Annotated in this window: 17 protein-coding genes and 1 pseudogene; 12 read left to right on the top strand and 6 right to left on the bottom strand. The window is 75.3% G+C overall.

Going from position 1 to position 20,383, the window contains the following annotated elements:
- The first annotated feature begins 141 nt into the window (after positions 1-141).
- The 7 genes from ACGF07_RS33140 to ACGF07_RS33110 all read left to right on the top strand — a co-directional run bounded on the left by ACGF07_RS33140 (position 142) and on the right by ACGF07_RS33110 (position 9,273).
- Positions 142-2,283, top strand: coding sequence for a molybdopterin oxidoreductase family protein (locus ACGF07_RS33140; protein ID WP_392904942.1), 2,142 nt, complete (start codon positions 142-144; stop codon positions 2,281-2,283).
- Positions 2,280-3,530: an NAD(P)/FAD-dependent oxidoreductase gene (locus ACGF07_RS33135; RefSeq protein ID WP_392904939.1), complete on the top strand. Its 1,251-nt coding sequence runs from the start codon at positions 2,280-2,282 to the stop codon at positions 3,528-3,530. Before ACGF07_RS33140 ends, ACGF07_RS33135 begins: the two co-directional genes overlap by 4 nt.
- On the top strand, positions 3,527-6,151 hold the full coding sequence (nirB, locus tag ACGF07_RS33130) for a nitrite reductase large subunit NirB (protein WP_392904937.1): 2,625 nt from the start codon (positions 3,527-3,529) through the stop codon (positions 6,149-6,151). The genes ACGF07_RS33135 and nirB overlap by 4 nt, the downstream gene beginning before the upstream one ends.
- Entirely contained in the window at positions 6,148-6,507 is a 360-nt protein-coding gene (gene nirD, locus ACGF07_RS33125) for a nitrite reductase small subunit NirD (protein ID WP_350744126.1), read from the top strand. The genes nirB and nirD overlap by 4 nt, the downstream gene beginning before the upstream one ends.
- On the top strand, positions 6,504-7,841 hold the full coding sequence (locus tag ACGF07_RS33120) for a nitrate/nitrite transporter (protein ID WP_392904934.1): 1,338 nt from the start codon (positions 6,504-6,506) through the stop codon (positions 7,839-7,841). Before nirD ends, ACGF07_RS33120 begins: the two co-directional genes overlap by 4 nt.
- Before the next feature lie 141 nt (positions 7,842-7,982).
- Entirely contained in the window at positions 7,983-8,438 is a 456-nt protein-coding gene (locus tag ACGF07_RS33115) for a hypothetical protein (RefSeq protein WP_392904932.1), read from the top strand.
- Positions 8,439-8,646: 208 nt separating this feature from the next.
- Complete coding sequence (locus ACGF07_RS33110; protein ID WP_392904930.1) at positions 8,647-9,273, top strand: hypothetical protein; 627 nt, start codon at positions 8,647-8,649, stop codon at positions 9,271-9,273.
- Here ACGF07_RS33110 and ACGF07_RS33105 read toward each other — a convergent pair.
- Entirely contained in the window at positions 9,261-9,725 is a 465-nt protein-coding gene (locus ACGF07_RS33105; RefSeq protein WP_392904927.1) for a hypothetical protein, read from the bottom strand. The two genes, ACGF07_RS33110 and ACGF07_RS33105, sit on opposite strands and share 13 nt — an antisense overlap.
- 596 nt (positions 9,726-10,321) lie before the next feature.
- Between ACGF07_RS33105 and ACGF07_RS33100 the strand changes: the two genes are divergently transcribed.
- Both ACGF07_RS33100 and lysA read left to right on the top strand, forming a co-directional pair.
- The gene (locus tag ACGF07_RS33100) at positions 10,322-10,489 is read left to right on the top strand and encodes a hypothetical protein (protein WP_350748412.1); all 168 of its coding nucleotides are present in this window, start codon (positions 10,322-10,324) and stop codon (positions 10,487-10,489) included.
- A gap of 131 nt (positions 10,490-10,620) precedes the next feature.
- Entirely contained in the window at positions 10,621-11,961 is a 1,341-nt protein-coding gene (gene lysA, locus ACGF07_RS33095) for a diaminopimelate decarboxylase (RefSeq protein WP_392904983.1), read from the top strand.
- Positions 11,962-11,997: 36 nt separating this feature from the next.
- Here lysA and ACGF07_RS33090 read toward each other — a convergent pair whose 3' ends face one another.
- From ACGF07_RS33090 to ACGF07_RS33070, 5 genes and pseudogenes are all read right to left on the bottom strand, one after another.
- Complete coding sequence (locus ACGF07_RS33090; RefSeq protein WP_392904924.1) at positions 11,998-12,426, bottom strand: VOC family protein; 429 nt, start codon at positions 12,424-12,426, stop codon at positions 11,998-12,000.
- Positions 12,427-12,587: 161 nt separating this feature from the next.
- A complete protein-coding gene (locus ACGF07_RS33085; RefSeq protein WP_350748406.1) occupies positions 12,588-14,099 on the bottom strand; it encodes a S53 family peptidase in 1,512 nt (503 codons plus the stop codon).
- Positions 14,100-14,442: 343 nt separating this feature from the next.
- Positions 14,443-15,126 (bottom strand): annotated as a pseudogene (locus tag ACGF07_RS33080) (NADPH-dependent F420 reductase); the annotation flags it as partial.
- Between the two features lie 225 nt (positions 15,127-15,351).
- Entirely contained in the window at positions 15,352-15,972 is a 621-nt protein-coding gene (locus tag ACGF07_RS33075; protein ID WP_350748402.1) for an L-threonylcarbamoyladenylate synthase, read from the bottom strand.
- 89 nt (positions 15,973-16,061) lie between these two features.
- Positions 16,062-17,996: a putative Ig domain-containing protein gene (locus tag ACGF07_RS33070; RefSeq protein WP_392904981.1), complete on the bottom strand. Its 1,935-nt coding sequence runs from the start codon at positions 17,994-17,996 to the stop codon at positions 16,062-16,064.
- 562 nt (positions 17,997-18,558) lie between these two features.
- Here ACGF07_RS33070 and rpmB point away from each other — a divergent pair.
- The 3 genes from rpmB to ACGF07_RS33055 are packed head-to-tail and all read left to right on the top strand — an operon-like array spanning position 18,559 to position 20,269.
- Positions 18,559-18,795 carry a 50S ribosomal protein L28 gene (rpmB, locus tag ACGF07_RS33065; protein ID WP_350745814.1) on the top strand — a complete coding sequence of 79 codons (237 nt, stop codon included), beginning with the start codon at positions 18,559-18,561 and terminating at the stop codon, positions 18,793-18,795.
- Positions 18,795-19,100, top strand: coding sequence for a 30S ribosomal protein S14 (gene rpsN / locus ACGF07_RS33060; RefSeq protein ID WP_350745816.1), 306 nt, complete (start codon positions 18,795-18,797; stop codon positions 19,098-19,100). Before rpmB ends, rpsN begins: the two co-directional genes overlap by 1 nt.
- Positions 19,101-19,105: 5 nt before the next feature.
- Positions 19,106-20,269, top strand: coding sequence for a CobW family GTP-binding protein (locus ACGF07_RS33055; RefSeq protein ID WP_392904920.1), 1,164 nt, complete (start codon positions 19,106-19,108; stop codon positions 20,267-20,269).
- The last annotated feature ends 114 nt before the right edge of the window (positions 20,270-20,383 follow it).

Below are 20,383 nucleotides of genomic sequence, written 5' to 3'. Positions count from 1 at the left end.
CGCCGGTAAGCGAAGGTGCCGCCGCGGTTACGCCGGATGTCCGGCCGCGCACCCCGGTGCTCGGCGGCCGTGAGCGAGGTGTACCGCGGCCGCAACACGGGTGACCCGGTCGCGAAACAGCGGGCGGTGACCGTTCTCGGCATGACGCCGACCAGCCCCGCGGCCACCACGGCCGCCACCGACACCCACTGCCCGTACTGCTCGTTGCAGTGCGGCATGCGGCTGTCCACGGGCGCCGCACCGGGCACCGCACCGGGCGCCGTACCGCCAGTCGAGGTGCTGGAGCGCCCGGACTTCCCGGTGAACCGGGGCGCGCTGTGCGGCAAGGGCCGCTCGGCGACCGCGCTGCTGGACCGGGCCGCCCGGCTGACCGGCCCGCTGCTGCGCGACCGGCCCGGCGCACCGCTGCGCTCCGCGAGCTGGCCGGAGGCGCTGGACCGGGTGGCCGCAGGGCTGGCCGGGACGCGGGCCGAGCACGGCCCGGACGCGGTGGGCGTGTTCGGCGGCGGCGGCCTGACCAACGAGAAGGCGTACCTGCTGGGCAAGTTCGCCCGGGTGGTGCTGGGCACCGCCAACATCGACTACAACGGCCGGTTCTGCATGTCCTCGGCGGCGGCCGCGCACCGCAGGGCGTTCGGCCTGGACCGCGGGCTGCCGTTCCCGCTCGAGGACATCCCGCGCACCGGCTGCCTGATCCTGGTCGGCGGCAACCCGGCCGAGACGATGCCGCCCGCCGTCCGCTACCTCCGCGAACTGCGGGAGAACGGCGGCACCCTGATCGTCGTCGACCCGCGCCGCACCCGCACCGCCGAGCTGGCCGACCTGCACCTGCGGGTCCGCCCCGGCGGTGACCTCGCGCTCGCCCTCGGCCTGCTCCACCTGGTGATCGCGGACGGCCTGGTGGACCGCGCGTTCGTCGACCGGCGCACCACCGGCTTCGAACGGGCCCGGGAGTCGGCGATGGCCCACTGGCCCGACCGGGTGGAGCGGATCACCGGCGTGCCCGCCCACCGACTCCGCGAGGCGGCCCGGCTGTTCGGCGAGGCCCGCACCGGCATGGTGCTCACCGCCCGCGGGCCCGAGCAGCAGAGCAAGGGCACCGACACCGTCGGCGCGTGGATCAACCTGTGCCTGGCCACCGGCAACGCGGGCCGCCCGTACAGCGGTTACGGCTGCCTGACCGGCCAGGGCAACGGCCAGGGCGGGCGCGAGCACGGCCAGAAGGCCGACCAGCTGCCCGGCTACCGCTCGATCGAGGACCCGGCGGCCCGGGCGCACGTCGCCGCCGTCTGGGGGGTCGACCCGGCCGGGCTGCCCGGCCCCGGTCGGTCCGCGTACGAGCTGCTGGACGGCCTCGGCCGGCCGGGCGGCGTCCGGGCGCTGCTGCTGGCCGGCTCCAACCCGGCGGTGTCCGCGCCGAACGCCGGGCACGTCACCGAGCGGCTGCGCGCACTGGACCTGCTGGTCGTCGCCGACGTGGTGCTCTCCGAGACGGCCCGGCTCGCCGACGTCGTCCTGCCGGTCACCCAGTGGGCCGAGGAGGACGGCACCACCACCAACCTGGAGGGCCGGGTGATCCTGCGCCGCCGCGCCCTCGACCCGCCCGAGGGGGTGCGCAGCGAGCTGTGGCTGCTGCGCGAACTCGCCGCCCGGCTGGGCGTCCCGGAAGGCTTCCCGGTGGAGCCCGAGCAGGCCTTCGACGAGCTGCGACGCGCCTCGGCCGGCGGCGACGCCGACTACGCGGGCATCAGCTACCGGCGGATCGCCGCCGAGGACGGGGTGTTCTGGCCGTGCCCGGCGCCGGACCACCCGGGCACCCCCCGGCTGTTCCTGGACCGCTTCGCCACCCCGGACGGCCGGGCCCGGTTCGCGGACGTCACCCACCGCCCGGCCGGCGAGGAGCCGTGCGCGCAGTACCCGCTGTACCTGACCACCGGCCGGGTGCTCGCCCAGTACCAGAGCGGCGCGCAGACCCGCCGGGTCGCGGAGCTCAACGCCGCCGCCCCCGGCCCGTTCGTGGAGCTGCACCCGCGGCTGGCCGAACGCCTGGGCGTCGCGGACGGCGAGCCCGTCGCGGTCACCAGCCGGCGCGGCCGGGCCGTCGCCCCGGCGCGGATCACCGACGCCATCCGGCCGGACACCGTCTTCATGCCCTTCCACTGGGCCGGCGCCGGCCGGGCCAACAGCCTCACCAACCCGGCGCTCGACCCGGTCTCCCGGATGCCGGAGTTCAAGCTCTGCGCGGTGCGGGTCGACCGCGCGACCACGGAGGCCGCCGGATGAGCCCGAGGATCGCCGTGGTCGGCGGCGGCATGGCGGCCGCCCGCTTCGCCGAGCGCTACGGCGCGCTCGGCGGCCCCGGCACCGTCACCGTGTACGGCGCCGAGCCACGCGCCCCGTACAACCGGGTGCTGCTCGCCGACGTGCTGACCGGGCGCTACGACGCCGAGTCGATCGCGCTGCCGCTCGGCGGGGCGCTGGCCCGGCCGGGCTGCGAGGTGGTGGAGATCGACACCGCCCGCCGCACGCTGCGGCTGGCCGAGGGCACCGTGGAGCCCTGGGACGAACTGGTGCTGGCGACCGGCGCCAACCCGGTGCTGCCGCCGGTGCGCGGGCTGCGCCGCGCCGACGGGTACGGCCTGGCCGGGGGAGTCCACACCCTGCGCACCCTGGAGGACTGCGCCCGGCTGGCCGAGGACGCCGTCGGCGCGAAGCGGGCCGTGGTGATCGGCGGCGGGGTGCTCGGGGTGAGCGCCGCCCGGGCGCTGGCCGCGCTCGGCGTGCGCACCGAGATCGTCCACCAGGCACCGCACCTGGTCGAGCGCCAACTCGACCCGGAGGCGGCCGCGGTGCTGCGCGAACGGCTGCGGGGGCTCGGCGTGGAGTCCTACACCGGCAACCGCGCCCGGGCCGTGCACGGCGGCACGGCAATCCCCCCGGACGGAGGCTGGGAGAGGGTCGGCGCGGTGGAACTGGCGAGCGGATACCGGCTGGACTGCGACCTCGTCGTCCTCGCCTGCGGCACCCGCCCGCGCACCGCGCTCGCCCACCGCGCCGGACTGCCGGTCGGCACCGGCATCCTGGTGGACGACCAGCTCGCTGCGGCTCCGCACGTGTCCGCGATCGGCGACTGCGCCGAACACCGCGGCACCGTCCACGGCCTGGCCGGCCCCGCCTGGGAGCAGGCCGACGTGCTGGCCCGCCGGCTCTCCGGCGCCGAGCCCGACGCCCGCTACCCCGGCACCGGCCCGCGCGCCCGGCTCAGCACCGGCGGCCTGGAGTACGCCGCCTTCGGCACCGTGGACGAGACCCTCGCGCCGGACCTGGACGTGCTGCGGCTCACCGACGCCACCCGCGGCAGCTACAAGAAGCTCGTCCTGCGCGGCGACCGGCTGGTCGGCGCGATCCTGCTCGGCGACCTGGCCACCGTGGACGCGCTGGCCGGCGCCTTCGCCGACGGCGGCGCGCTCGCCGGCCACCCCCTGCACCTGCTCACCGGAGGACCTGCCATGACTGGAGAAGCGCGATGACCCTCGACGACCGCACCGCCCGGGGCCCCGGCACCCTCCGGGACCTCGTCCTGGTCGGCCACGGCATGGTCGGCCAGCGCTTCCTGGAGGCCTGGACCGAGCAGCCGGCCGCGCCCGGCTGGCGGGTCACCGTGCTCGCCGAGGAGACCCGGCCCGCCTACGACCGGGTCCACCTCAGCTCGCTCTTCGCCGGCAGCACCCCGGAGGACCTCGCGCTCTGCCCGCCCGGCTTCCTCGCCGAACACGGCATCGACCTGCGCCTGGGCGACCCGGCCACCGCGATCGACCGGGCCGGGCGGACCGTCACCACCCGGTCCGGCGCCGAAGTCCGCTACGACGTCCTGGTCCTGGCCACCGGCTCGGTGCCCTTCGTGCCCCCCGTACCCGGCACGGACGCACCCGGCTGCCACGTCTACCGCACCGTCGAGGACGTCGACGCCATCCGCGCCGGGGCCGCCGGCGCCACCACCGGCGTGGTGGTCGGCGGCGGACTGCTCGGCCTGGAGGCGGCCGGCGCCCTGCGGGCCGGCGGCCTGGCCACCCACGTGGTGGAGTTCGCGCCCCGGCTGATGGCCGTGCAGGTGGACGAGGGCGGCGGCGCCGCGCTGCGCCGCCGGATCGAGGAGCTGGGCGTCACCGTCCACACCGGCGTCGGCGCCGGCGGCGTGCTCACCGGGCCGGACGGCCGGGTGCGCGCACTGGCCCTCTCCGACGGCCGGGAGCTGGCCGCCGACCTGGTGGTCTTCTCCGCCGGGGTGCGGGCCCGCGACCAACTGGCCAGGGACTGCGGGCTTCCGGTCGGCCCGCGCGGCGGCGTCGTGGTCGACGCGCACTGCCGCACCGAGGACCCGGCGGTCCTCGCCATCGGCGAGTGCGCCGAGGCCGCCGACGGCCGGGTCTACGGTCTGGTCGCCCCCGGCTACCAGATGGCCGAGACGGCGGCCCGTACGGTGGCCGCGCTGGACGGCGACGGCACCGGACCGGCCGGCGAGGGCTTCACCGGCGCCGACACCTCCACCAAGCTCAAGCTGCTCGGCGTCGACGTCGCCAGCTTCGGCGATCCGCACGGCAGCGCCGAGGGCGCGCTCGACGTGCTGTACAGCGACAGCCGCAGCGGTGTCCACCGCAAACTGGTGATCGGCGCCGACGGCGCGCTGCTCGGCGGCGTCCTGGTCGGCGACACCGAGGGCTACGGCGCGCTGCGGGCGCTCGCCGTGGCCGGCAAGCCGCTCACCGTCGCCCCCGAACAGCTGGTGCTGCCCGCCGGGTTCGCCTCCGCCGGACCGCTCGCACTGCCCGACGACGCGGTGCTCTGCTCCTGCCACAACGTCACCCAGGGAGCCGTCCGGGCCGCCGTCCGCGAGCAGGGCGCCGACAGCGTCGCCGCCGTCAAGAAGTGCACCCGCGCCGGCACCGGCTGCGGCAGCTGCCTCAAGCAGGTGGGCACCGTCGTCACCGAGGAGCTGGCGGCCGCCGGGGTCTCCACTGGCACGGGTCTGTGCGAGCACTTCGCCCACACCCGCGCCGGGCTGTACGAGATCGTCCGGGTGACCGGGCTGACGACCTTCTCCGAGCTGCTCGCGCGGCACGGCAGCGGCGAGGGCTGCGAGATCTGCAAGCCGACCGTCGCCTCGATCCTGGCCAGCCTCGGCAACGGCCACATCCTGGACGGCGAACAGGCCGCCCTCCAGGACTCCAACGACCACTTCCTCGCCAACCTCCAGCGCAACGGCTCCTACTCGGTCGTCCCCCGGGTGCCCGGCGGCGAGATCACCCCCGAGGGCCTGGTCGCGATCGGCGAGATCGCCCGCGACCACGGCCTCTACACCAAGATCACCGGTGGCCAGCGGATCGACCTGTTCGGCGCGACCGTCGACCAGCTCCCGGTCATCTGGCGCAAGCTGGTCGACGCCGGCTTCGAGTCCGGGCACGCCTACGGCAAGTCGCTGCGCACCGTGAAGTCCTGCGTCGGTGAGACCTGGTGCCGCTACGGCGTCCAGGACTCCACCGCCCTCGCCATCGAACTGGAGCTGCGCTACCGGGGGCTGCGCTCCCCGCACAAGCTCAAGGCCGCCGTCTCCGGCTGCGCCCGCGAGTGCGCGGAGGCCCGCGGCAAGGACTTCGGCGTCATCGCCACCTCGGCCGGCTGGAACCTCTACGTCGGCGGCAACGGCGGCATGACGCCCCGGCACGCCGACCTGCTCGCCGCCGACCTCGACCGCGACACCCTCATCCGCACCATCGACCGCTTCCTGATGTTCTACATCCGCACCGCCGACCGGCTGGAGCGCACCTCGGTATGGCTGGAGCGGCTGGACGGCGGCCTCGACCACCTGCGCGCGGTGGTGCTCGACGACAGCCTCGGCATCGCCGCCGAGCTGGACGAACTGATGGAGCGTCATGTCGCCGGCTACCGGGACGAATGGGCCGAGACGCTGGCCGACCCCGAGCGGCTGCGGCGCTTCTCCTCCTTCGTCAACGCCCCCGGGACCCCGGACCCAGCCGTGACCTTCGTCCCCGAACGCGGCCAGATCCGCCCCGCCCGCCCCGGCGAGGCCGGCCGCCCCCGCAACGCCCCGGTGCTCGTCGCCGGGGCCCGACTGGAGGTGCTCACCCCGTGACCGTGCAGATCCACGACGGCACCCGCTGGCGGACCGTCTGCTCCCTCGCCGACCTCCAACCCGGCCGCGGCGTCGCCGTACTGCTGCCCGACGCCGGACAGGTCGCCCTCTTCCGCGACCGCGCCGGGGAGCTGTACGCCGTCGACAACCTCGACCCGTTCAGCGGCGCCCCCGTCCTCTCCCGCGGCCTGATCGGCAGCCGCGGCGAGCGGCCCACCCTGATCTCGCCGATGTACAAGCAGGTGTACGACCTCACCGACGGACGCTGCCTGGACGAGGACACCACGCCCGACGGCGCCCCCGCCGTACTGCGGCGCTGGCCGGTGCGGGCCCTCGACGGGGAGGTGGCGGCATGAGCGTCGCCGTCGAGGCCAGACCGCCCCTCCCGCCGGGCGGCTGGGACCCGGAGGACGAGGAGTTCTGGGCCCGCGCCGGCGCCCGGATCGCCCGGCGCAACCTGGTCTTCTCCGTCCTCTCCGAGCACATCGGCTTCTCGGTGTGGAGCCTCTGGTCGGTGCTGGTGCTCTTCCTCGGCCCCTCCTACCACATCGACACCGCAGGGAAGTTCACCCTCACCGCCCTGCCGACCGCGCTCGGCGCGCTGCTGCGGCTGCCGTACACCTTCGCCGTGGCCCGCTTCGGCGGCCGCACCTGGACGGTGATCAGCGCGCTGCTGCTGCTGGTGCCCACCGCGCTGGCGGCCGTGGTGCTGGAGCCCGGGGTCTCCTACGGGACGCTGCTCGCGGTGGCGTGCGCGGCCGGGGTCGGCGGCGGCAACTTCGCCTCCTCGATGGCCAACATCAACGCCTTCTACCCGCACCGGCTCAAGGGCTGGGCGCTCGGCGTCAACGCGGGCGGCGGCAACCTCGGCGTGCCGGCCGTCCAACTGCTCGGGCTGCTGGTGCTGGCCACCGCCGGCGCCGCGCACCCCCGGCTGCTCCCGCTGCTCTACCTGCCGCTGATCGTGCTGGCGGCGGCCGGGGCCTGGTGGCGGATGGACGACCTGCCGGCCTCCCGGGCCGGTTCGGGGCAGGGCCGGGCGATGCGGGAGGTGGCGCGGGACCCTTACGGCTGGGCGGTCTCCACCCTCTACATCGGGACGTTCGGCTCCTTCATCGGCTTCGGCTTCGCGTTCGGCCAGGTGCTGCAGGTGCAGTTCCACGCGCGCTTCGACACCCCGGTCAAGGCCGCCGCGCTCACCTTCCTCGGACCGCTGCTCGGCTCGCTGCTGCGGCCGGTCGGCGGGCGGCTCGCCGACCGGTACGGCGGCGCGCGGGTGACGCTGGCGACCTTCGCGGCGATGGGGGCCGGGACGGCGGTGGTGCTGGCGGCCTCCCGGGCGGGCTCGCTGCCGCTGTTCCTGGCCGGGTTCATCACGCTGTTCGTCCTCAGCGGCCTCGGCAACGGCTCGACGTACAAGCTGATTCCGGCCCACTACCAGGCGCTCGCCCGGCGGGCCGTGGCGGCCGGAGCCGACCCGGAGGCCGCCGAGGCCGAGTCCCGGCGGCGGTCCGGGGCGCTGATCGGGCTCGCCGGGGCGGTCGGCGCCTTCGGCGGGGTGCTGGTGAACCTGGCGTTCCGGCAGGCCTTCCAGGCCAGCCACAACGGCGACGCCGCGTACCTGGGGTTCCTCGTGGCGTACCTGGTCTGCTCGGCGCTGACCTGGGCGGTGTGGCTCCGGCGGCGGTGAGCGGCCCCGGGTGTCGCGTCACCGTCGGCGCCGGGTCGTCCGTACGACGTTCGGACGACCCGGCGCGCGGGGTCCGGGGGCGGGGGTTAGCGTCGGCCACACGTTCCCGGCCCCAACCCTTCCCGGCCCCAGGAGGTCGCAGTGCAGCGGTGGATCGTCCTGACGGTACTGACCTCGGCCCTCACCGGCCTCGCCGTCCCCGCCGTGGCCGACGCCCCGGCACCGACCGGCGACCCGGCGCCGGCCGCCACCGTCGCCGCCATCGGTGAGGTCCGGATCGATCCGAGGCTCCCCGGCCGGGTCCGGGTGGACGTCGACTACCTGTGCTCCGTCGCGGACGAGACCCGCTCGCTGACCGTCTCGGTCGAACAGCGGGACCCGGAGGACTCCTCGTCGATCGCGTTCGGCTCCAGCCGCACCGCCGAGGCCGACGTGATCTGCGACGGGACGCGGCAGCACCGCCAGGTGGTCGTCCAGTCCAAGACCGTCAACTGGATCCCGGGCGCCGACGCCGTCGTCATCGCCACCGTCTCCGACATCGGCGCGACGCCGTCGGCGTTCGCGGACAGCCGCCGGGTGAAGCTCGCCGCCGGCTGACACCGGGACGCCTCCTCGCCGTTCGGCCCCTCGCCGTTCGGCCCCTCGCCGTCCGGTCCCCAGCCGTCCGGTCCCCAGCCGTCCGGTCCCCAGCCGTCCGGCCCCCGTCGTCCGCTGACGTGCCACTCCGCGGCGCCGCCCTGCCTGGCCCCAGGTTCTACACTGCTGTAGAAATATGGCCCGGACGACCAGTGGACGGGGGCACAGCATGGACAGGCCGCTTCGGCTGCCGCAGCAGGACCGGGCCGACTTCGAGGCCGAACTCGCCAGGGCCCTGGCGGCGCCGCAGGTGCGGGCCGCGCTGCGGGACAGCGGGGAGGGCGCGCAGGGCGTGGAGCGGCTGCGGCGGACGGCGCGGGAGAACGCCGCGTACGTGCTGGCCGCGGCGGCGCCGGAGTACGAGCGGTACACGGCGCTGCGGGTGGGCTCCGAGTCGCCGGCCCGACCGCCGGCGGACCTGCCCGAGGCGGGCCGGGTGGCCGGGTGGTGGGGGGTGCTGGCGGTGGTCGTGCCGATCGTCGCCGGCGCGGCCGCCGCCGTGCTCCTGCTGCTCGGCTGGCTGCTGGGACTGGCCGAGGACGCGGACGCGCTGGGCCGGGCGCTGGTGACTGCCGGATGGGTGTCCGCCGGGGCGGCGGCGGTGTCCCTGCTGGGCGGCGGGCTGGGCCTGTTGGCGGCGGCGGCCCGGCCGCAGGGGCCGGCTGCGGCCGAAGCGGCGGACGGCGGCGACGAGTTGGCGCGGGCGCGGGATGCCTGGCGGTCCTCGCTGGCCGAACGCGGACTGGTGCCCTATCTGGTGGCGCAGGCGAAGGTGGCGCCCGGTCAGCGGCGCTGATCCAGGCCCGGTGTGCGGGCGGCGTCGACCAGAAGCCGGACGGTGTCCAGCGGGATGTCCAGCCGGCGGGCGATCCACGGTGCCGGGCGGCCGGCCCTGACGAGCGTCCAGGCCGAGTACAACTGGCCCAGCTGGGGCCCCTGTTCGGCGAGCAGCAGAGGGCGGACCGCCTCCATCGGGAAGCCCTCGAGCGCCCGGGCGCTGTACTCGCGGCCGTTCGGGCCGAGCGGCGGCAGCGGCAGGGGCCGGCGGGCGTCGAGCCAGCGGCTCAACAGCACCGCGCCGACCAGCAGCAGTCCGGAGCAGGAGGCGCCGACGAGGATGCCGCCGATCACCGGGCGCTCGTCCTCCTCCGCCAGGCCGAGGGTCACCTCCTCCAGTACGAGCAGCCCGAGGACGGAGAGCAGGACCGCCGCCTCGCGCGGACGCGGCAAGAGCCGGGACGTCGTCATGGGGAACCTCTTCCTCGGCCGGAGGGCCGGGGGTCGGGGGCGGGCGCGGCGACTCACCTTCCGTACAACGGCGGCGGGCGGCCCGGGGTGCGCCCGGACGGACCGGGCGGTGAACGACCGGGCGCCGAGTTGACGGAGCGTCAGGAGCCCCAGGAGCCTCAGGAGCGTCAGGAGCGCGGGCGTGTCAGGGGCGTGAGGGGCGTCGGGGCCGTCGGGGGCGCGGCCGAGGGCTCCGGGTTCCCCCGGAACCGGAGTCCGGGGTTCTGGGGCGGACGCGGGTGCGGTCGAGTCCCGGACTCCTGCGGTCCACGGGTCTCGCCTCCTTCCGGTCGGGTGCGCCGGGGCTGGTGCGGGCGTCGACAGGGGCAGGGATTCACCTTCGGACCTGCCGACAGGATAGCCGGGCCATGCCAAGTTCGACAGGCTTGTCGAAGTGGGCGCCGGGCCCGAGGCCGCGCCGTCGAGGGTGTCAGGGGGCCGTCAACGTCGGCGGCCGGGGCGTACGGCTCGCGTCAAGAGCGGCGCCCCGCGGCCGGGGGAGGGCTTCCACTGGAGGGGACCGGGCCGCGCGGCCCACCGTCGAAGGGACCGTCACGATGAACGACTCCGCCACCGCCACCGAACCGCCGCCACGACGCGTGGTCCGGCTGCTCGCCCGTCCGGCCGAGCAGCCCCACCCGCCGGCGCGGCCCTCGGAGCCCGCACCCGCCCACGACCGCGGCCGCCCGGCGCACTGCCGCATCGCGATGCAGTTCGAGGACTGAGCAGACCGACCCGAGGAGTCGCCACCATGAGCCAGCTCGCCGCCGTAGCCGCCCCCGCCGCTGCACCCGCCCCGGCCCCTGCCGCCGACGCTCCGCCCACGGCCACGCCGGCCGCCGTGCCGCCGGCCGCCATGCCGCCCGCCGCCACGCCGCCCGCCGCCACGCCGGCCGACGCCCTCGGCGGCCCCTGGCCGGCCTCGGCGCGGCCCGGCCCGGGCGGGGAGGTGCTGGTCGGCGGGGTCGGACTGGCGGAGGCCGCCGAGCGGTTCGGCACCCCGCTCTACGTGCTGGACGAGGGCGAGGTGCGGGCCCGCGCCCGCGCCTACCGCAGGGCGCTGCCGCACGCCGAGGTGCTGTACGCGGCCAAGGCCTTCCTGTGCAGCGCGATCGCCGAATGGGTCGAGGCGGAGGGCCTGGGACTGGACGTCTGCTCGGCGGGCGAACTGCGGCTGGCCGTCTCGGCGGGCTTCCCGGCGCAGCGGATCCTCCTGCACGGCAACGCCAAGTCCCCCGAGGAGCTGCGGCTGGCGCGGCGGCTGCGGGTCGGGCGGATCGTGATCGACGGCCCGGCCGAGATCGCCCGGCTGGCCGCCCTGGTGGCCGCCGACACCCCGCAGAAGGTGCTGGTCCGGGTGGTGCCCGGGATCGCGGCCGGGCACCACCCGGCGGTGCGGACCGGCGTCAGCGGCCAGAAGTTCGGCTTCGCCGTCGAGGGCGGTGACGCGGCCGACGCGATCGCCCGGGTCCTCGACCAGCCGGGGCTGGAACTGTCGGGGCTGCACTGCCACGTGGGCTCGCAGATCACCCAGATCGAGCCGTACCTGCGGGCGGTGGACGCGCTGGTGCGGCTGCTGGCGGAGGTGCGGGAGCGGCACGGAGTGGAACTGCCCGAACTGGACCTCGGCGGCGGGCACGGCATCCGCCAGGTGCCCGGCGACGCCGAGTTGGACCTCGCCGAGTTCGCGGTCCGGGTGACGGACCGCCTGGCGGTCCGCTGCGCCGAGGCCGGACTGGAGGTGCCGCGTCTGCTGGTGGAACCGGGCCGGGCGGTGGTCGGCCCGGCCGCCGTGGCGGTCTACCGGGTGCTGTCCGTCAAGCACGGGCCCGACGGCCGCTGCTTCGCCGCGGTCGACGGCGGGATGAGCGACAACCCGCGCCCGGCGCTGTACGGATCGCCGTACACCGTGCGGCTGGTGGGCCGCCGCTCGGAGGCGCGCGACGCCCGGGTCGACGTGGTCGGCCGCCACTGCGAGGCCGGCGACGTCCTGGTGCGCGACGCCGTGCTGCCCGCCGACCTGCGCCCGGGCGACCTGCTGGCGGTGCCGGCCGCCGGGGCGTACCAGCTGTCCATGGCGTCCGGCTACAACCTGGTCGGCCGCCCGCCCGTCGCGGCGGTCAAGGACGGCCGGGCCAGGCTGCTGATCCGCCGGGAGACGGTGGAGGACTTCCACCGGCGCGAGGTCGGCCGGTGAGGGCGGCCAGCGGCCCGGCGGGGCTCAGGACGACCCCTAGTCGACGCAGAACTCGTTGCCCTCGATGTCCTGCATCGGGATGCACGCGTCGTGGCCGTCGTACAGCACCTGCACCTGCACCGCGCCGAGTGCGACCAGGCGTTCGCTCTCGGCCCGGAGGGCGGCGAGGCGCTCCTCGCCCACGAGCCCGGTGCCGACCCGGACGTCGAGGTGCACCCGGTTCTTGACGACCTTGCCCTCGGGAACGCGCTGGAAGTACAGCCGCGGCCCCACCCCCGTCGGGTCGAGGCAGGCGAACCAGGAACCGCGCTCCTCGGCCGGCCGGGAGCTCTCGTACTCCTCCCAGGTGGCGGACCCCTTCGGCGGCGGGGTCGGGACGTACCCGAGCACCTCGCACCAGAAGCGGCCGACGCGCTCGGGCTCGGCGCAGTCGAAGGTGACCCGGAACTGCTTGACCGCTGACATGGGCGGCACCCTGGCAAAGGGCGATCACGCCCATCGTCCGTATGCCGGACGGACGTTGACGTTGGCGGTGCGACGGGCCCGGCGCAGGCTTCGCCCCGCCGGGCCGTGGCTCGACGGGGCGAAGCGGGCGGGGCCCCGGCCGCCCGTGCGGCCGGCCGGCGTCAGCCGGTGTGGGCGGCGCTGACCAGGTCGGGCAGCAGCTTCGCCGCGTTGGGCGTGCCGAGTCCGGTGATCGGGTCCCAGCCGGTGCTGGCGGGGTAGCCCGGGACCGTCGGGTCGGCGGTGTTGTTGCCGAGGGTCACGTCGTTGAAGTCGGCGGCGTACGCGGCCGGGTCGGCCGCCAGCTTGTACAGGGCCGGGTTGATCTGGCCGAGGCCGCCGCCGTTGATCTGGTCCGCGATCGAGACCAGGCCCGCCCACTGCGGGCAGGAGAGCGAGGTGCCGCCGATGTCGTACCAGCCGGTGCTGCACGGCGTGGCACCGCACTTGAGGCCGGAGGAGCCGTCCGGCGGCAGCGACAGGTAGACCAGCGCGCCGGTGCCGGAGGCGGCCTGGAGGGAGATGTCCGGGACGCCGCGCTTGGCGCCGATGGCCGTGGAGCCGGCGGGCAGCGCCGACTGGTAGGCCGGCTTGTCGAAGACCTGGCTGAACCCGCCGCCCGCGAAGGTCCATCCGACCTCGGCCGCACCGGGGTTGGCCCGGCAGGCGGCCGGGCTGTCGGTGCTGTCGACGGTCCGGCCGGCGGTGGCTCCGGGGTCGGTGCACAGGTTCGTGCCGCCGACGCCGGTCACCAGCGGGTCGGAGGCCGGCCACTCGACCGACGGGTCCGGGAGGGTGGAGCCGCCCTGCTTCACCGGCGTCTTCTTCGACCCGGCCGAGCCGTTGTCACCGGACGAGCCGAGCACCGTGACGCCGTTCAGGGCCGCCGACTTGAAGGCGTGCCGGAGCGGCTCGATCGACTGGGCGCTGGCGAACGCGCCCTCCGCGGAGGCGAAGGACTGCGAGATGACGTTCGCCAGGTGGTGGTCGACCACGTACTGCTCGGCGTTCATCATGGCCGGGAAGCCCTGGACGCCGAGCGTCTCCGCCGTGGGGGTGCTGACCAGCAGGATGTTGGCACCGGGGGCCATCGCGTGCGCGGTCTCCACGTCGAGCGCGACCTCGAGCGCCCAGGCGGCCTTGTCCTCCTGGCCGGTGCCCTTGCTGCCGGGCGGCGGCGCGGTGGTGCCCGGCGCGCCCTGGACGTGCAGCTCGCTGAAGGTCGGCATGCCCGGCTGGCAGGTCACGCCCTCCTCGCCGCACATCGCGGTGACGCCGAAGGCCTGGTCGAAGACGTGCAGGTCGTGGGCCATGGTGTCGCTGCCGTAGGAGTCGACGATGGCGATCGTCTGGCCCCGGCCGTCGTAGCCGCCGGCGTAGAGCGGGCCGAGGTTGTACGCGGCGCGGATCGCCTGCGGGCCGAAGCAGCGGCGGCCCGCCGACGCGCACTGCGCCTGGGTGGGGGGCGTGGTGCTGGTCGCGACCTGGGCGTAGTCGGCCACCGCGGGGTGCACGGCCGGGTAGTCGGCGGCCACGGCGGTGCCCGCCGTCGGGACGGCGAGCGCACCGGAGGCCGCGAGCGCCAGGCTGCTCACCCCCGCCAGGAGCATCCGGCGTATGGTTGGTGCCTTCAAGTCGTCCTCCATGAGGGTTGGTTGGGGGACATCGGCGGATGGACGCGGGTCGGATCGTGCGACACCGGGTCCGTGAGGTCTCCGTGACACGAGGTCACGGACGGGCGCGAGTGTAGGGGCGCCGGCGGCCCGGCCTCAATGGCTTCTCCCGAATCGGATCGACCCCCGTGCCGCGGGCCGGACGTCCGTCCACCGACCGTCGGTACACGCTCCCACCAGGCCGGTCCCCGGCACCCGGGCGGTGGCGGCCGGACCGCCCGCCGTGCAGCAGAAGGCCGGCCCTCCCCGGGCGGGGAGGGCCGGCCGGTTCGGCGCGGCTCAGGGCACGCGAGCCCTTCGGTGCTCAGGCCCGGTGGGCCGCCGGGCGCTCGGGGGAGGCCTCGGCCAGGGCCCGGGTGACGGCCTCGACACCGGCGCGCAGGCCGTACACCGGGGTGCCGGGCTGCTGGCGCCACGAGTCGTCGATGCCGCCGGCGTCCACCGTGTCGAAGCCCAACTCGTCGATCAGGGCCCGCACGACGCGCTTGGCCGCCTCGTCGTCGGAGGCGACGGGTACGGCGATCCGCTCCGGGTCACCGGCCGGGCGGGGGCGCTCCAGCAGGTCCTGCGCGAAGGTGCCGTTGAACGCCTTCACCACCCGGTGGCCGAGGTGCTGCTCCGTCCAGCGGCTCTCGGTCAGTCCGTCGTCCTCGATCGCGTCGATCCGGCCGTCGCGCTGCTGCGGGTAGTAGTTGCCGGTGTCGATCACCGCCACGTCCTCGGCCGCGCCGTCCAGCAGGCCGGCGGGCAGGTCCGGCACGTTCTTCAGCGGGACGGTCACCACCACGACCTGCGCGCCCTTCGCCGCCTCGGAGGCCGTCACCGCCTTCGCGCCGGTCTCCTCGACCAGGGCCTTGAGCGTCTCCGGGCCGCGCGAGTTGGCCACCGAGACCTCGTGGCCGAGCGCGGTGAGGCGCCGGGTCAGGTTGCCGCCGATGTTGCCCGCGCCGATGATGCCGATCTTCATGGGAAAGCCTCTCTCTCCGGGAGTGCCGGTCCGGCCGGCCCGTTCGTGCCAGCCGTGCCAGCCGTTCCGTCCGCTCCGGCTTCAGGACTGCCGCAAGCTCGTCGACCTCGGCCAACCCCGCGGTGGTCGGATCTGTTCCCGGGCAGGGGACCATCCCCGCGCCGCCCTGCGCGCCCCGCCGCGCCGGTGAGCCGGCGAGCCCCTACGCCGACCGGGCGGCCCGCGCCCGGGAGGACGGCCCCGCCGTCACTCGAAGCGCGCGGGGTCGCCGGCGCCGCGGCGGACGATCTCCGCCTCGCCGTCCGAGAAGTCGACGACGGTCGTCGGTTCCGTGCCGCAGTCCCCCGAATCCACCACGGCGTCCAGCACGTGGTCCAGCCGCTCCTTGATCTCCCACCCCTGGGTCATCGGCTCGTCGTCCCCGGGGAGGAACAGGGTGCTGGAGAGCAGCGGCTCACCGAGTTCGGCCAGCAGCGCCCTGGTGACGGCGTGGTCGGGGATCCGGACCCCCACCGTCTTCTTCTTCGGGTGCATCAGGCGGCGCGGCACCTCCTTGGTGGCCGGGAGGATGAAGGTGTAGCTGCCGGGCGTCGCGGCCTTGACGGCACGGAAGACGTTGTTGTCGATGTGGACGAACTGCCCCAGCTGGGCGAAGTCCTCGCACATCAGCGTGAAGTGGTGGCGTTCGTCGAGACGCCGGATGGACCTGATCCGCTCCAGCCCGTCGCGGTTGTCCAGTCGGCAGCCGAGGGCGAAACAGGAGTCGGTCGGGTACGCGATGAGGGCCCCGGACCGGAGGTCGGCGGCCACGGTGCTGATGGTGCGCGGCTGCGGGGACTCTGGGTGCACGTCGAAGTACTTCGCCATTGGGCGACCCTACGGCATCCCGGAGATCCACGGGCGCAACCACGAGGTGGGCCGCGGCCGGATGCCGCGGCCCACCGTGTGAGGGGGGATCAGGAGGTGGTCAGGGCGGTGTCGTCGATGACGAAGCTGGTCTGGAGGGAGGAGTCCTCGGTGCCGGTGAACTTGACGGTCACCGTCTGGCCGGCGAACGCGCTGAGGTCGTAGCTGCGCAGGGTGTAGCCGGCGCCCGCGTTGGCGTTGCTGAAGGTGGCCAGGGTGGTCGAGCCGGCCTGGACGGTGAGCTTGTCGTAGGCGGTCGACCCGGACTCGGCGGTGTCGATGTGCAGGTAGAAGCTGAGGGCGGCCTTGCAGCCGGCGGGGACGGTCACCGTCTGGGCGAGGGTGTCGGTGTGGCTGGAGCCGTAGCCGTCGAGCCAGGCCTTCCAGCTGCCGCCGTGGGCGGCCTCACCGGTGGAGTTGTCGACGACGCCGGAGGTGGCCGTCCAGGGCGCGGCGCTGCCGGTCTCGAAGCCGGGGTTGCCGAGCAACTGGGTGCCGGTGCAGGTGCCGCCGCTGCCCGTGACGGTCCAGCTGAAGGTGGTGGAGCCGCTGGCGCCGGTGGAGTCGGTGGCGGTCACCGTCGTGGTGTAGGTGCCGGCCGCGCTCGCGGTGCCGGTGATCAGGCCGGTGGTGGAGCTGATGGACAGGCCGCTCGGCAGGCCGCTCGCGGCGTACCTGAGGGTCTGGCCGGAGGCGGAGTCGGTGGCGTGGATCTGCAGGCTGACCGAACCGCCCTGGGCGGTGGTCTGGTTGCCCGGGTTGGTGACGGAGACGGTGTTGCCGCCGGTGCTGCCGGAGGTGAAGGCGGCGGTGCCGTTGGGGGTGCCGAGGCCGGTCGGGCCGTCGTAGCCGGCGCCGGCGGTGCACAGGTAGGACGGGGAGCAGCTGCCGTTGGCGCCGCTGGTCACGTCGTAGAGGGAGGAGGTGTGGGCGTACGGGTAGGACGCCGGGTTGGTGCCGGCGGCCGGGGTGCCGGCGAGGGCGTAGACCGCGGCGATGATGGGGGAGGAGGCGCTGGTGCCGCCGTAGACGTTCCAGCCGCTGCCGCCGTAGGTCTGGTAGACGGCGACGCCGGTGGCCGGGTCGGCGACGGCGGAGACGTCGGCGACGGTGCGCTTGGAGCAGCCGGTGTCCTTCTGCCAGCTCGGCTTGGCGTCGTAGGCGGAGCAGCCGGAGCCGGCGCCGTTGCCGCCGGAGCTGCTGCCCCAGACCTTCTCGCTCCAGCCGCGGCTGGTGGAGGCGCGGCTGAGGCTGGTGCCGCCGACCGCGGTGACGTACTGGGAGGCCGCCGGGTACTCGACGCCGTAGCCGGAGTCACCGGAGGAGACGGTGATGGCGACGCCGGGGTGGTTGAAGTAGCTGGCGTCGGAGCTCGGGTCGGTGGAGTCCTCGGAGCCGCCGTAGCTGTTGGAGACGTACTTGGCGCCCATCGAGACGGCGGTGTTGACGGCGGCGCCCAGGTTCTCCATGTTCGCGTCGTCGGACTCGACGAGCAGGATGTGGCAGTTGGGGCAGATCGCGCTGACCATGTCGACGTCGAGCGAGATCTCGCCGGCCCAGCCGCTGTCGGCGGTGGGGTAGTTGGTGCCGCCGCGCTGGTCGACCTTCTTGAAGCAGCCGTTGGCGGTGGTGCACGCGGGCAGCCCGTACTGGGAGCGGTAGGTGGCGAGGTCGGACTCGGCGTTGGGGTCGTCCTGGGCGTCGACGATGGCGACGGTGGCGCCGGAGCCGGCCGAGGCGGGGAGGTTGTACGCGGCGGTGAGGTCGCCGGGGCCGTAGCCGGAGGGCAGGATGTTCGGTGCCAGGGTGCCCTGTTGGACGATGTCGGTGCGGGCGAGCGCGAGGCAGGCCATCTCACCGGGGTGGCTGGGGGCGGCACAGAGCCGCTTGGTGGCGGCGGAGTGCGCCGAGCCGTCGGCCGTGGTGGCCGCCGGGGTCGCGGTGGCCGCCGGGGCGGTGACCGCGAGCAGGCCGGTGGCGGCCATGGCGAGGGCGGGCAGGGCGGCGAGCAGTCTGCGCGCCCGTGGCGGGCGCGGGCTGCTGGGGGGGTGGAAGCGCAAGAGTCGACCCTCCGTGGGGTGAGGGCGCGGCCGGTGCCGGCATGGGGGTGCTCGCCGGTACGGGCTCGGGCCCGTGCTGACGGATCACGGCATGTGCTGGCCGGCCCCGGTTGGTGGCCGCGGGCCGGCGTGGTGCTTGCGCTGAACTGTGAGGCGGGGGACGTCCCGGGCCGGAAAACGGGGGGACACCTCAGCGATGGTGACAGGACCATGACATGCCAGGGGGCGCATCAAGGGCCGCACCGCCCAGGGGCGTTGCCGTAGCGGTGCGGCCATGACGTTACTGACGGGTCGTCGGCGCCCTCAAGGAGCGGTGCGCAGCTTTTACCCGGGCTTGCCCATGAGTTGTCCGGAGGATGAGACGGGCGCTTCCCGGGGGCGGTTCGCCGTGCGCCGCGCGTGGCCCGGCGGTCGGGACCGAGGGCATAATGAAATCCATGTTCATGTAGAGTCTCCCCGTGTCGACCCCGACAGAACGGAGCCCCTGATGTCCGCCCACTGCCAACTGACCGGTCGCAAGCCGGGCTTCGGCCATGCGATCTCGCACTCGCACCGCCGCACCCCGCGCCGCTTCGACCCGAACATCCAGCGCAAGCGCTACTGGCTGCCCAGCGAGGGCCGCTACGTGCGCCTCACGCTCAGCGCCAAGGGCCTGAAGACCGTCGACGCCATCGGGATCGAGGCCGCCGTGGCCCGGATCCGCGCCCGGGGGGAGAAGGTCTGATGGCCAAGCAGAGCAAGATCGCCAAGAACGAGCAGCGCCGTGCCGTCGTGGCCCGCTACGCCGAGCGCCGGGCCGAGCTGAAGAAGATCATCGCTCGGCCCACCAGCACCCCCGAGGAGCGCGCCGCCGCCCAGCGCGAGCTGGCCGGCCAGCCCCGGGACGCCAGCGCCACCCGGGTCCGCAACCGCGACGCCGTGGACGGCCGCCCGCGCGGCTACCAGCGCGCCTTCGGCCTGTCCCGGATCAACCTGCGCACCATGGCCCACGCCGGACAGCTGCCGGGCGTGCGCAAGTCGAGCTGGTGAGCACCGTGCCCGCACACCTCAGGCTCCCCGTCGTCGTGGTGGCCGGCCTGCACCGTGCCGAACGCCGCCGCGCCGTCCAGGAGTTGCTCGACGGCGGCGTCAACGGCGTGGTCCTCCACCACGATCTGCGCGACGCCGGCCGGGGCACCGTCCACCGCGAACTGCGGGACACCGACGGGGTGTACGACACCGCCGAGCTCCCGCTGACCAACGACTGCCCCTGCTGCGCCCTGCGCGAGGACCTGCTGCCGCTGCTCGCCGGCATCGCCGAGGCCGGCGAGCACGGGCTGGCGGTCGTCGAGCTGTGGGGCGGCAGCGACCCGCACCCGGCGGTCGAGGTGATCGCCGGCGGCGAGGTGGACGGCCGCCCCATGGAGGAGTTGATCGAGCTCGCCGGCGTGGTCACCGCCGTCGACCCGGACCGGCTGCTCGGCGAACTCTCCGTCTCCGACGAGTTGTCCGAGCACGGCGAGCACACCTGCCCGGGCGACGTCCGCACCCGGGCCGAGGCGCTCGCCCACCAGATCGAGTACGCCACCACGATCGCCGTCGCCCGCGGCGGCGAGAGCGGCCTGTCGATGCTGCGCCAGCTGCACCCGACCGCGCGCCGGGTGCTGCTCGGCACCGGGGAACTGCTGCGCGCGGCGCTCGGCGGCTTCGACGTGCCGGCCGCCCGCGACCGGGTCAACCCGGCGCTGGCCCTGCTGCCGCAGGAGCACGACGAGGCGGGCGTGGCCACCCTGGTGTGGGAGCGCCGCCGCCCGCTGCACCCCGTCCGGCTGCACGCCGCGCTGGAACTGCTCGTCCCGGCCGCCCAGCGCAGCCGCGGCCGGTTCTGGCTGGCCAACCGCCCGGAGCTGATGCTGGCCTGGGACGCGGCCGGGGCGAACCTCGCGGTCGAGGAGTGCGGGCCCTGGCTGGCCTCGCTGCCGGACGCCGCCTGGGAGCTCTACCCGCCCGCCCGGCGGGCCGCCGCCGCCCTGGACTGGCACCCCGCCCACGGCGACCGCGTCCAGCAACTCGCCTTCACCGCCGAGGGCCTGGACGTCGACGGGATCGTCGAGCTGCTCGACTCGTGCCTGCTCACCGACGCCGAGCTGATGGCGGGGGAACAGGGCTGGAAGGCCCTGCCCGACGCCTTCGCCGACCTGCTCGAACCCGTTTCCTGACCGGGCGGACCAGCCCGGCACGCGGCGGGCGTCACCACCGTCGGCGCCGCCCGCCCCCCCCCCCCCCCCCCCCCCACGGGCCCACCAAATGGCCGTGCGCACCCCCACAACACC

It is taken from the genome of Kitasatospora sp. NPDC048194, assembly GCF_043202455.1.
Lineage (GTDB): Bacteria > Actinomycetota > Actinomycetes > Streptomycetales > Streptomycetaceae > Kitasatospora.
This window is presented reverse-complemented; position numbering and strand designations above follow the sequence as displayed.